We start from the raw sequence: 12,047 nt of genomic DNA, 5'->3' as shown, positions 1-12,047 counted from the left end.
CTTCGACGGACGCCTCTCCACGATCATGGGTAGCCTTGCTGTGTGACTACTTCGGCTGATGACCTGGCGGAAAAGTATCTGCAAGCACTCAGGACCGGAAACGTCGCATTGGCGGTCAGCCTGTTCAGCGACGACGGCGTCGTTCACTCTCCGCTCTACGGTCCACAACCGGCCGAGGATTTCTATCCCGCCCTCTTCGCTGACACGAGCCAGGCCAACCTCGTGCTGAAGTCCGTCATGTCCGGTACGGACAGCACCGGTGCGCGGACGGTGAGCTTCTGGTTCCACTTCGACTGGCGACTGCCCTCCGGACGAGCTGCACCCTTCGACGTGGTCGATGTCGCGTGCCTCGACGCTGATGGCCAGATCCGAAGCCTGCACATCGTGTACGACACCGTCGACGTCCGGCCGGCCTACGAAGCGGAGGTCGGGCACCGGTCATGGCGCTCAATGCCTCCCGCGGCGCCTTGATCCACGCCTCGATCGTTTCTTGTGCGCCAGCTTTCGACAGCGGCGACAGTCCTCCTGAACTGCCAACCCGAGGGGAATCGTCGTGTCGGAACCGGCAGGTGCGGCGACCAGGTTGGCGATCACCAAGGCCCCGACGGCTCGCTCGCTGACCCAGGTGCCTCCGGCGCCGGCGTCCATCCGGTCGACACCGGAACTAGCAGACCGATCGCGGACCGGTAAGAAACAGCGGCGCCCGGCCGGAGCCGGGCGCCGCGTCTGCTGACTACGGGTGGGTCAGTCGGCGATCTTGATGTCGTCGATCAGGCCGCGGTAGCCGCCGGTGCCGGCGGGCTGGTCGTAGCCGACGACCAGGGTGGAGATCTTCTTGCCGTTCAGGGTCGGGCCGAGCGGCACGACGACCTCGTTCCACTGGCCGGCCTTGATCTTGTTGCACTGGTAGAGCGGGTGGGCGCGGTTGCCCTTCGTGTCCTTGACGCCGCTGTCGCGCAGGTTCTTGCCGTCGCTGAACAGCAGGTCGATCGCCACGCAGGTGCTGTTGGCGGGCTTGACCTCGGGACGCACCGTGTTGGCCTGCGGGAAGATCCAGTAGCTGAGCTTGGTGGTCGGCTTGACCGTGATGCGGCTCAGCGCCAGCGACTTCAGGTAGGCGTACGACTTGCCCGAGGCGGTGCCGCTGCCGTCCAGGCCGGCGTACATCAGCGACTTCGCGCCGGTGTGGCCCGCCTCGTTGCGCACACCGAGTTCGGGACCGGTGAGGCTGCAGCAGATGCCCTTCACGTTCGTGACGGCGTTGGTCCAGGCGGCCGTGTTCGACCAGCTGACGTCGACCTGACCCGAGTCGAAGCTGGTGATCAGGTCGAGGTCGTACTGGCCGACGCGCAGGAAGTCGTCGAGCTGGGTCGGGGTGCCGGCCAGCGCCTTGTTGGTCCAGTAGACGAGGTTGAAGTCCTTGTTCTTCGTGGCCGTCGTCTTGATCGCCTCGGCGGCGGTCTTGTCGGCGGCGTACTTGCGGTCGAGCGCGATCTGGATGTCGCGGTCCTTGGCCGTGTGGATGCCGGTGTCGATGAACGCCTTCCACACCGCGGGGTCGAGGCTGCGCGCGGCAGCCACGGCGGCGGCCTGCACCTCGGAGCCGCCCGGTGCGAAGTTCCAGACCGTGATGACGAAGTCGCGGTCCGGCAGCGCGAGCAGCTCGTCGGTGACGGTCAGGCCGATCCGGTTCGCGGCGAGCTTCTTCGCGGCGCGGGCCCGCTCGGCGGCCTTCTCGGCTTCCGTCTTGGCCTCGTCCGCGGCGATCCGGTCGTCGACGTCCTGGGCGGCGGCCTCGGCCATGCCCGCCGCGATGAACGCCGCGCGGTCCTCGTCGCTGCCGTCGCGGGCGGCACGGGCGGCCGCCTTGACCTTCGGCCACTTCGCGTCGTCCGCGACCCGCTCCCAGATCAGGCGTACGAACTCCGCGTCGGTGCCGTCGAGCAGGGCGTCGTCGGCGACGACGTCGATGCTGGCCGCGGCCGCGCTACGGGCGAGATCGCTGGTCCGCTTCGCCTCCGCCTCCAGCCGCTCGCGCTCCACGTCGCGGTCGAAGGCGGCGAACACCTCCGTGACGATGAAGTCGTAGGAGGCCTGGTCGGTGTCGTCGGGCGCCGCGGCGAAGGCGGCCTCCGCGGCCACCCGCACCTCGATGTGGTCCGGATCGTCCTTGACGCCGTCCCAGATGCCGATGACGAAGTCGCGGTCGGCCTTCTCGAGCAGCGCGGAGTCGCCGCCGCGGCCGAACTTGACCGCCACGGCCAGCTTCTGGTCGTAGGTCGCCTCGGACGCGGCGAGCGCCGCCACGACCGCCGGGCCCGGGGTGGGCGCGGCGAACGCGGCGCCCGGCAGGGCCGGGATCAGGACCGATACCGCCAGCCCGGAGGCCAGCACAGCACGTTGGAGGGTGTTCATCTGGTCGATGCCTTTCACGCCGGGTTCGCCGAGGTGCGGAAGGTGGTGAACGGCGCCGCGACCGCGCCGGTGTTGACGTAGCCGACGCCGTCGTTGGCGATCACGGCGATGCGGTTGGTCTCCAGGGCCAGCGCGTACGAGCCGGTACGCACCTGGGTCCACGAGGCGGACAGGCCGCCCTCCTTGACCCGGACGATGCCGTCGGTGTGCACGGTGCCGATGCGGGTGCCGGCGAGCGCCAGCTGGGCGACGGCGTTGTGCTCGTTCACCCAGCTCGCGTTGAGCGCACCCTCCTTGACCCAGGCGATGTTGTCGGTGCGCAGCACGCCGATCCGGGTGCCCGAGAGCACGAGCTGCTTGACCGCGCCGTGCTCGACCACCCAGTTCTGCGAGGCGGTGGTGCCGTCCTTGACCAGCGCGACCTTGTCCGGGCGCAGGACGCCGATGCGGGTGCCCGACATCGCCAGCTGCGTCACCGCGGTGTCGTAGATCTTGACCCAGCCGGCGCTGAGGCTGCCCTGCTTGCCCCAGGCGATGTTGTCGGTGCGCACGATGCCGATCCGGTCGGCGGTCAGCACGAGCTGCTTGACGCCGGTCTGCTCCTGGACCCAGCCGGCGCTGAGGCCGCCCTCCTTGACCAGCGCCACGCCGGCGTTGGTGAGCACGCCGATCCGGTTGCCGGTGAGCGCGATCTGCTTGACGTTGGTGTATTCCTTCACCCAGGGGGCGTCGAGGCCACCCTCCTTGACGTACGCGGTGCCGTCCGCGGTCAGCATGCCGAGCCGGGTGGTGGTCACCGCGAACTGCACGACGTCCGGGCCGATCTTGTACTGCCCGACGCGCAGGAAGTCGGCGACCGCGGTCGCGTCGCCGGCCAGGGCGGCGCGGGCGGCGGTGGCGAGTCCCCGCTGCTTGGCGGCGGTGGCACGGTCGAGGATGCCCTGCACGAGGCGCCGGTCCTCGGCCTCCTTGCGCTCCAGGGCGATCCGGATGTCGTTGTCCTTGGCCGTGTGGATGCCCGTCTCGATGAACGCCTTCCACACCGCGGGGTCGAGGCTGCGCGCGGCGGCGACCGCGGCGGCCTGCACCTCGGAGCCGTCGGGCGCGAAGTTCCAGACCGTGGTGACGAAGTCGCGGTCCGGCAGCGCGAGCAGCTCGTCGGTGACGGTCAGGCCGATTCGGTTCGCGGCGAGCTTCTTCGCGGCGCGGGCCCGCTCGGCCGCCTTCTCGGCCTCGGTCTTGGCCTCGTCCGCAGCGATCCGGTCGTCGACGTCCTGGGCGGCGGCCTCGGCCATGCCGGCGGCGATGAACGCCGTCCGGTCCTCGTCGCTGCCGTCGCGGGCGGCACGGGCGGCCGCCTTGACCTTCGGCCACTTGGCGTCCTCGGCGACCCGCTCCCAGATCAGGCGTACGAAGTCCGCGTCGGTGCCGTTGAGCAGGGCGTCGTCGGCGACGACGTCGATGCTGGCCGCGGCCGCGCTGCGGGCGACGTCGCTGGCCCGCTTCGCGTCGGCCTCCCGCTTCACCCGGGCGACGTCGCGGTCGAACGCCGCGAACACCCCGTCGATGATGAACTGGTAGCACGCCTGGTCGACCGAGTCCTCCTGCTCCGGCTCGGTGCTGAACGCGGCCTCGGCCGCGAGCCGCACCTCGGCGTGCGCCGGGTCGTCCTTGACGTGGTTCCAGATGCCGACGACGAAGTCGCGGTCGGCCTTCTCGAGCAGGGCGCTGTCGGCGCCGAGGCCGAACTTCACCGCCACCGCGAGCTTCTGGTTGTAGTCGGCGATGCTCTCGTCGGCCAGGGCGGCGCGCGTGAGCGGCTGAGCGGAGGGAAGGGGCGCGGCCTGCGCGACTCCCGTCGTCGTGGCGGTGAGTGCCGCGACGGCCACCCCGGCAGCCAGCAGCGGCCGCGCCCAGGCGGCACGGTTCATCGATGTCATGAAATTAGTCCCCGTGGTCGATACGAATGCTGCACACGCCGCCCATACGCCGTCACCTGCGGCTTCGAGCCGTCCGGCGGACGGGGCGGAGGCATACAGATCGATGTCGGCGGGTAGGTTAGCCGCCCGTCACCCTCGGGCACAAGGCCGCGACGCTGTGACCAACGTCGTTGGACCGGCCCCCCGCGCCACCCGGTTTCGTGCTTAGATGTCGCCACCGCATCTCGATGTATCGATGCGCGCCGCATCCGATGTGGACGGAACTCACGCAGGTCACCAACGGGGGAAACTGAATATGCGTATGCGTGGAGCAGCGCTCGCGCTCGTCGCCGCCTTGGGCGTCGTGGCCGTTCCGGCCGCGTCCTTCGCGGCGGTGCCGCACGCCATGGTGTCGGCCGCCGACGAGTGGAACGAGGCCGAGGCCAACCGTCTGTTCGTGCGGTGGATCTCCACCGACGACCCGCGCTCGGCGGTGCGCAGCGCCGCCCGCAGCGCCCTGCTGTCGAGCCGGGGCGACGCCGCGATCACCGACTTCATCAACACCGGGTGGGACGCCGCGATCGCCCGCGCGGCGCAGAACAAGACCCGCAACATCAACTTCATCACCCGCATGGTGAACACGCACCCTGCCCAGTACTACCCGCGGGTCAACGCGTCGGGCCGGCGCGCGCTGCTCAACGGCACCGACGACGTCCTCGAGCGCTGGGTCAACACCGACTACGCGGTGGCGCTGGCGGCCGACCAGAAGGACATCGACGACGACGAGCAGGCGGCCGACCTCGTACGCCAGCAGGACCGTGACTACATCACCGTGCTGAGCACCGAGGACCCGGGCGCCCAGGTGCGCGCGTGGGCCGGACGCGCCGTCGCGCCGGGCACCACCGACGCCGACGTCGTCGAGTTCTTCCGGTACGGCTGGGTCAGCGCGTCCCAGCTGGACATGCAGACGTTCCGCAACCGGATCGCCGACGAGAACCGCCGCTGGCTGGTGCAGTCGCAGCGGCTGGTGGCCGAGGCGCAGGCCGCCGAGAAGGCCGCCCGCGAGACCGCCGGCGAGGCGCAGGCCCAGATGCGCGCCGCGGCGGCACGCGCCTGGGCGGCGGTCGGCGCCCAGACCGGCCCGGCGCGCGTGGCGTGGGCCGACGCCGAGCAGGTGGCGCTGCGCCAGGCCGAGACGTGGCTCCAGGTGTTCCTGGCGGCGAACACGGCGACCAGCACGAACTGGGAGACGATCGCCGGGTCGTCGCAGGCCACCCGCGAGGAGTGGGAGGCCGAGCGGCTGAACGCCTCCACGCAGGCCGCCACCTGGGCGGCGCTCTACCGGCAGGCCGTCGAGGCCGAGGCCGCCCTGAGCGAGCCGGTCGAATAGCGGCTACAGCGGTCGGGTGACGGGCTCCGAGACGATCGGAGCCCGGTGCGCCTCGAGGAACCCGGCCACCGAGTTCGCCCAGGGGAAGCGTTCCGCCTGCGTCCGGGCCGCGGCCCGGCGAGCGGACTCCGGGCGGGCGAGCAGCGTCCGCACGGCCTCGGCGTAGGCGGGGCCGTCACCCGGTACGGCCGGTCCCGCGTCGCCGATCACCTCGGGCAGGGCGCTCTCGGAGCTGACCACCACCGGAGTGCCGCTGGCGAGGGTCTCGAGGGCCGCGAGGCCGAACGTCTCGATCGGCCCGGGAGCCAGCGCCACGTCCACTGTGGCCAGCAGCGCCGCGAGCCTGGCCTGGTCGGTCAGGTGGCCGACGAACCGCACGGGCAGGCCGCGGTCGGCGGCCTCGGACTGCAGCGCGCTGCGCAGCGGGCCACCGCCGGCCACGACCAGCACGGCGGGCACGCCCGACCTGCGCAGCGCGGCCAGCGCCTCGAGCGAGCGGCGCGGTTTCTTCTCGGGCGAGAGCCGGCCGCAGTGCAGCAGCAGGACGTCGCCGGGCGCGGACCAGAGCGTACGCATCCGCGGGTCGTGGTTGGCCGGAGTGAACCGGTCGAGGTCGACGCCGAGCGGGACGCGCGCCAGATTCCGTACGCCGATGCGCTCGAACTCCGCCGCGGCCCACCGCGTCGTGCAGACGACGCGGTCGTGCTCGGCGGCCGTACGCGCATTGAGCAGGTCGCCGGCGCGACGGCTCGGGCCGGGGCCGAACAGCCGCAGCAACCCGTCGAGGCTCTCGTGCGACACCATCATCGACGGCACGTCGTGACGCCGGGCCCAGCGTCCCAGCCAGCGCAGCGTCGTGCGGTCCGAGACCTCGATGCGGTCGGGTCGCAGGCCGCGCAGCGCCGAGCTCAGCCGGCCGCGGTCGAGCAGCACGCGATAGCCGCCCATGCCGGGAACCAGCGGGCCGGGCAGCGTGACGACCCGCCCCTGGTCCGTCATCCGGTCGGTCTCGCCGGGGCCCGGGATCACCAGCACGGACTCGTGCCCGGCAGCTTGGTATCCGGCGCCCAGGTGGCGCAGCGCGGTGCGGAGCCCTCCCGATCGGGGGGTCACGAAGTTCGCCACCCGGACGATCCTCACGCAGCGACCGCCCCTCGCTCGAGAACGCCGGCGTCGCACGCCGCGCCGTAGTGGCCCAGCAGCTCCTCACCGACGGCGTACCAGCTGCGGCCCTCGATCGCCTGGCGCCCGGCGACCCCGAAGGTCACCCGGCGGGCGGGATCGGCCACCAGATCACGAACGGCCGCGGTGAAACCCTCGGCCTCGAACGGCGGCACGAGGTAGCCGGTGCGCTCGTGCGCGACCAGGTCGACCGGCCCGCCGGCACGGGGCGCGACGACCGGCAGGCCGCTTGCCATGGCCTCCTGCACGGCCTGGCCGAACGTCTCGTACGGGCCGGTGTGGGCGAAGATGTCGAAGCTCGCGTACAGCTCGGCGAGCTCCTGCCCGCGCCGCACCCCGAGGAACGTCGCGGCCGGGAGAGCCTTGCGCAGCTGCGGCGCCGCGGGACCGTCTCCCACGATCACCAGGCGTACGCCGGGCAGGCGGCTCACGTCGGCGAGCAGATCCACCTGCTTCTCGACCGCCAGCCGTCCGACGAACCCGACCACCACCTCGTCGTCCGGCGCCAGCCGGCGGCGGACCGCCTCGCTGCGCCGGCCCGGATGGAACAGCTCGTCGTCGACGCCGCGCCGCCACAGGTGGACGCGTTCGACGCCGTGCGCGTTCAGGGCGAAGGCCGACTCCGACGACGGCACCAGCGTGCGCGAAGCGAGGTTGTGGACGGTCCTGATCCACCTCCAGGCAGCGCCCTCGGTCATGCCGACCTTGTAGGCACGGGCGTACGCGGCCACGTCCGTCTGATAGACCGCGACCGTGGGCAGCCGCAGCGTGCGGGCGGCCAGCATGCCCCAGGCGCCGAGCACGAACGGGCTGGCCAGGTGCACGAGGTCGGCACCGAACGCGCGCAGCGCCCCGGTGAGCGTGGGGGTGGGCAGGCCCAGCCGGATCTGCGGATATCCCGGCATGGGCAGCGACGGGATGCGGACCACCGGATAGGGCACGGCGACCGGGTTGTCACGCAGCGCGGGAGGCGGCTGCGGCGCGATCACCATCGGCTCGTGCCCCCGGCGCAGCAGGTGTTCGGCCGTACGCACCACCGAGTTGGCGACGCCGTTCACATCGGGGAGGAACGACTCCGTGACCAGAGCGACTCGCATGCAGCCACGATGGGCTTCCGTCGATGTCCGGCACACCTTCGCTGTCGTGGCCGGATCTCAAACGCTGGTCGAACGACTAGGAGAAGCACGCCGCGGGTATCCGTGCCTCGTGCGTTCCCGGACGGTGGCTCTGGTGCTGGCGGTCGGCCTGCTCGGCGGGTGCGACTGGTCCGGTGGTGACGGCCGCGACCGCAACCCCGAGAACCGGCCCGGGTACGTCCTGGGCGATCGCGAGGGCGCCGTCCGGCACCAGCTGCGCGGCGACGGCGACGTGTCGAGGTTCCTGCTGGTCGACGGCGCCGACGTGGTGCGCGTACGGGTCGGCGATCTGGGCGGCGACCTCTACGAGCTGTCCACACCGGACGACTCCGAGGTGGCGCCCACGGCGACGTTCGAGGGGCTCGACCTGGTGGCCGGGCTGCGCGACACCGGCAAGAGCGGCCCCGCGGTGCTGTCCGTGGTGCTCAGCGACGACGTGCGCTGGCAGATCCGGCTCGCGGGCGGCGCCAAGGACGAGTCCGTCGACCTGAGCGGCGGGCGGGGCGGCGACGTCGACTTCAGCGCCGGCACCGAACGCGCGGCGGTTGTCTTGCCGGCCGCCGACGGCACGCAACGGGTGGTGCTCGGCGGCGGTGCGAGCCTGTTGTCCGTACGGCTGGGAGGTCAGGGTCCGGCGCGGGTGTCGGCCCGAGGCGGCGCGGGCAGCGTGACCGTCGACGGGCAGCTGCGCACCGGTGTCGCCGGCGGGTCGACCTGGGTGCAGGACGGCTGGGACCGCGCCACCGCCCGCTACGACATCGACGCCACGTCGGGCGTCGGAACCGTCACCGTCGAACGCTTCTGACGACTGCCGCTACCGCAGCCCGAGCGATCGCACGTCCACGTACTTGAAGTCGGTGCTCACCCGGCCCCCGTCGGGCGTGTTCTCGCCGTCGTGCAGCACGAGCAGGCCCTTCGGATATCCGGGCAGCGGCACCGACGTGGCGGCCGCGCCGTCCGAGTGCTGAACTCCGTCGGTGCGGGCGCCGTCGACCACCTGGAAGCTGCTCACCGGCCGGTTGGTGCGGCGGTCGTACACGTAGAACTTGCTGTCGCCCTGGCTCGACACGATCAGGAAGCCGTCGCGCTTGCCCGTCGCATAGATCGTGGCCCCCTCGACGTCGGCGGCGATGCGGCCGGCCTCCGCGGCGGGCTCCCCGAGCTCGCACTCCTCGGCCTCCGGGTCGTACGTGCCCGGCGCGCCGAACTCGGCCACCCGCTCGACGATCCGCGGCACACCCACGAACCGGTCGCGGTCGAGCCGGATCTTCCACAGCGCGACGTCCTCCTGCGCGGCGTAGAGCACACCCGCGTCCGCGTCGACGACCATGCCCTCGATCTGCGGGTCCTCGCCCGGCTCGAGGCACGGCGTCCAGGTCGCGCCGGTGGAGAGCCGGAACTGCTTGGGCAGGTCGAGCTTGTCGGTGACCCGGTAGCTCACCGCGTTCTTCCGCTCCTCGAGCCGGAAGATCCCCAGCGTCGTGCTGTGCCGGCGGCTGACCACGGCATAGCGCCCGTACGTCGCGAGGCCGTAGCCGGTTGCCTGCTCCTCGACCTCGGCCTGGTCGCGCGAGAACAGCAGCGGCACGTCGGCGGCCGTCACGTCGGTGAGCCTGCCGGACGCCTCGATGCGGAAGATGCGCAGCTTGTCGAGCCCGCGGTCGGTGACCACCGCGTAGTCGCGGCGCCCCGCCCCGAAGCCGGTCACCAGGTCGACGTTGTTGAACCGCCCACCCTCGGGCGGCAGGATCGACTGCACCTCACGCCCCGCCAGGTCGTAGACCCGCAGCCCGCCGTTCTTGGCCGTCCCGATGACCCGGCTGCGGGCCTTGTCCGCCCGGTTGACCCAGATCGCGGGGTCGTCGGCGTCCGCATCTCCGCCGGCCTCGTCGTCGAAGAGCGCGGGCGTCTCGACGGTGGCGGTGACCTCCTGCGGCACTCCGTCGCCCGGTTTCCCACCGGCCTGCGCCGGCGCGGCGACGGCGGTGCTCAGGGCGACGAGGGCAACGATCCCAGCGGTACGGCGCATGGTTGGACACGCTTCCGGACGGAGCTGGCGTACGGGTTGCGCCCGGCTGAATCTTTGCTGTGCGATCGACACAGCCCAGAAACGACAAACGACAGTAGGCCCACCCCGATCGGGGTGGGCCTACTGTTTCACGTTGAGTCCGGCGGCGTCCTACTCTCCCACACCCTCCCGAGTGCAGTACCATCGGCGCTGGAGGGCTTAGCTTCCGGGTTCGGAATGAGACCGGGCGTTTCCCCTCCGCTATGACCACCGAAACAGCTTTCAGCGGAACAACCAGCAGAACACTGTGACCGTCGCCGGCCATGGGTTCTGGTTGTTCGTTTGCTGTGAATCACACAGTGGACGCGTTGAGGATCAAGTTTTGGGTGGTTAAGCCCTCGGCCTATTAGTACCGGTCGACTGAACCAGTTACCTGGCTTACATCTCCGGCCTATCAACCCAATAGTCTCTTGGGAGCCTTACCCACTCGATGGTGGTGGGATACCTCATCTCGAAGCGAGCTTCCCGCTTAGATGCTTTCAGCGGTTATCCCTTCCGAACGTAGCCAACCAGCCGTGCCCCTGGCGGGACAACTGGCACACCAGAGGTTCGTCCGTCCCGGTCCTCTCGTACTAGGGACAGCCCTTCTCAAGTATCCAACGCGCACGGCGGATAGGGACCGAACTGTCTCACGACGTTCTAAACCCAGCTCGCGTACCGCTTTAATGGGCGAACAGCCCAACCCTTGGGACCTGCTACAGCCCCAGGATGCGACGAGCCGACATCGAGGTGCCAAACCATCCCGTCGATATGGACTCTTGGGGAAGATCAGCCTGTTATCCCCGGGGTACCTTTTATCCGTTGAGCGACACCGCTTCCACACGCAAGTGCCGGATCACTAGTCCCGACTTTCGTCCCTGCTCGACCCGTCAGTCTCACAGTCAAGCTCCCTTGTGCACTTACACTCAACACCTGATTGCCAACCAGGCTGAGGGAACCTTTGGGCGCCTCCGTTACCCTTTAGGAGGCAACCGCCCCAGTTAAACTACCCACCAGACACTGTCCCTCGACCCGATCAGGGCCGCAGGTTAGATACCCAAACCCAACAGAGTGGTATTTCAAGATTGCCTCCACCCGAACTGGCGTCCGAGCTTCACCGGCTCCCACCTATCCTACACAATTAAATTCGGATACCAATGTCAAGCTATAGTAAAGGTCCCGGGGTCTTTCCGTCCTGCCGCGCGTAACGAGCATCTTTACTCGTACTGCAATTTCGCCGGGCCTGTGGTTGAGACAGTGGGGAAGTCGTTACGCCATTCGTGCAGGTCGGAACTTACCCGACAAGGAATTTCGCTACCTTAGGATGGTTATAGTTACCACCGCCGTTTACTGGCGCTTAAGTTCTCCGCCTCGCCCTTGCGGGCTAACAGGTCCCCTTAACGTTCCAGCACCGGGCAGGCGTCAGTCCATATACATCGTCTTACGACTTGGCATGGACCTGTGTTTTTAGTAAACAGTCGCTTCCCCCTGCTCTCTGCGGCCATACCACGCTCCACCCGCAAGGGGCTTCACGCGTCCGGCCCCCCTTCTCCCTAAGTTACGGGGGCAATTTGCCGAGTTCCTTAACCACAGTTCACCCGTCGCCTCGGTATTCTCTACCTGACCACCTGTGTCGGTTTAGGGTACGGGCCGCTCGGAACATCGCTAGAGGCTTTTCTCGGCAGCATAGGATCACTGACTTCACCTGAAACGGCTCGGCATCACGTCTCACCCACATGGACTACGGATTTGCCTATAGTCCGGGCTACACGCTTACCCCAGGACAACCACCGCCTGGGACCAGCTACCTTCCTGCGTCACCCCATCACTAAACTACTACCCACCAGGATCCCGCGCTCCACACCCTTGACCCGAAGGTCGCCGGCGCTTTGGGCGGTTAGCATAATAGGGTTCGTCTGGGTCGTTCCTTCGCGGGTACGGGAATATCAACCCGTTAT

8 protein-coding genes and 2 rRNA genes (1 of these 10 cut by a window edge) are annotated in these 12,047 nt (G+C 69.6%); 3 read left to right on the top strand and 7 right to left on the bottom strand.

Annotated elements, in window-relative coordinates; all coding sequences use genetic code 11:
* Nucleotides 1-42 precede the first annotated feature (42 nt).
* Entirely contained in the window at nt 43-471 is a 429-nt protein-coding gene (locus tag ACSNN8_RS13375; protein WP_436649200.1) for a nuclear transport factor 2 family protein, read from the top strand.
* A 273-nt stretch (nt 472-744) separates the two neighbouring features.
* Here the strand turns inward: ACSNN8_RS13375 and ACSNN8_RS13370 are convergent, their stop codons facing one another.
* Nucleotides 745-2,415, bottom strand: coding sequence for a hypothetical protein (locus tag ACSNN8_RS13370; protein WP_436649199.1), 1,671 nt, complete (start codon nt 2,413-2,415; stop codon nt 745-747).
* Between the two features lie 14 nt (nt 2,416-2,429).
* Nucleotides 2,430-4,346 (bottom strand): hypothetical protein, encoded by a 1,917-nt coding sequence (locus tag ACSNN8_RS13365; RefSeq protein ID WP_436649198.1) that lies wholly within the window; start codon nt 4,344-4,346, stop codon nt 2,430-2,432.
* 310 nt (nt 4,347-4,656) lie between these two features.
* Here ACSNN8_RS13365 and ACSNN8_RS13360 point away from each other — a divergent pair, with 310 nt between their 5' ends.
* Entirely contained in the window at nt 4,657-5,724 is a 1,068-nt protein-coding gene (locus tag ACSNN8_RS13360) for a hypothetical protein (protein WP_436649197.1), read from the top strand.
* 3 nt (nt 5,725-5,727) lie between these two features.
* On the opposite strand, the gene ACSNN8_RS13355 is transcribed toward ACSNN8_RS13360, so the two are convergent.
* Nucleotides 5,728-6,864: a glycosyltransferase gene (locus ACSNN8_RS13355; protein ID WP_436649196.1), complete on the bottom strand. Its 1,137-nt coding sequence runs from the start codon at nt 6,862-6,864 to the stop codon at nt 5,728-5,730.
* Nucleotides 6,861-8,003: a glycosyltransferase family 4 protein gene (locus ACSNN8_RS13350; RefSeq protein WP_436649194.1), complete on the bottom strand. Its 1,143-nt coding sequence runs from the start codon at nt 8,001-8,003 to the stop codon at nt 6,861-6,863. Before ACSNN8_RS13350 ends, ACSNN8_RS13355 begins: the two co-directional genes overlap by 4 nt.
* A 109-nt stretch (nt 8,004-8,112) precedes the next feature.
* Here ACSNN8_RS13350 and ACSNN8_RS13345 point away from each other — a divergent pair, with 109 nt between their 5' ends.
* Nucleotides 8,113-8,847 (top strand): hypothetical protein, encoded by a 735-nt coding sequence (locus ACSNN8_RS13345; protein ID WP_436649192.1) that lies wholly within the window; start codon nt 8,113-8,115, stop codon nt 8,845-8,847.
* 9 nt (nt 8,848-8,856) lie between these two features.
* Here the strand turns inward: ACSNN8_RS13345 and ACSNN8_RS13340 are convergent, their stop codons facing one another.
* The 3 genes from ACSNN8_RS13340 to ACSNN8_RS13330 form a co-directional block, all read right to left on the bottom strand.
* The gene (locus tag ACSNN8_RS13340) at nt 8,857-10,071 is read right to left on the bottom strand and encodes a phytase (RefSeq protein WP_436649190.1); all 1,215 of its coding nucleotides are present in this window, start codon (nt 10,069-10,071) and stop codon (nt 8,857-8,859) included.
* Nucleotides 10,072-10,208: 137 nt separating this feature from the next.
* A 5S ribosomal RNA gene (gene rrf, locus ACSNN8_RS13335) occupies nt 10,209-10,325 on the bottom strand.
* A gap of 111 nt (nt 10,326-10,436) precedes the next feature.
* A 23S ribosomal RNA gene (locus ACSNN8_RS13330) occupies nt 10,437-12,047 on the bottom strand; it runs 1,501 nt beyond the window's last position.

This window comes from Actinoplanes sp. URMC 104 (genome assembly GCF_051386375.1).
Classification (GTDB): domain Bacteria; phylum Actinomycetota; class Actinomycetes; order Mycobacteriales; family Micromonosporaceae; genus Actinoplanes.
Note: the sequence above shows the minus strand (reverse complement) of the source record. Positions and strands in the feature narration are given on the sequence as shown.

What these genes read in the sequence shown, in the direction of transcription:
- ACSNN8_RS13340 (WP_436649190.1), bottom strand. Translation starts at nt 10,071, where the DNA reads ATGCGCCGTACCGCTGGGATCGTTGCCCTCGTCGCCCTGAGCACCGCC.
- ACSNN8_RS13350 (WP_436649194.1), bottom strand. Translation starts at nt 8,003, where the DNA reads ATGCGAGTCGCTCTGGTCACGGAGTCGTTCCTCCCCGATGTGAACGGC.
- ACSNN8_RS13360 (WP_436649197.1), top strand. Translation starts at nt 4,657, where the DNA reads ATGCGTGGAGCAGCGCTCGCGCTCGTCGCCGCCTTGGGCGTCGTGGCC.
- ACSNN8_RS13365 (WP_436649198.1), bottom strand. Translation starts at nt 4,346, where the DNA reads ATGAACCGTGCCGCCTGGGCGCGGCCGCTGCTGGCTGCCGGGGTGGCC.
- ACSNN8_RS13370 (WP_436649199.1), bottom strand. Translation starts at nt 2,415, where the DNA reads ATGAACACCCTCCAACGTGCTGTGCTGGCCTCCGGGCTGGCGGTATCG.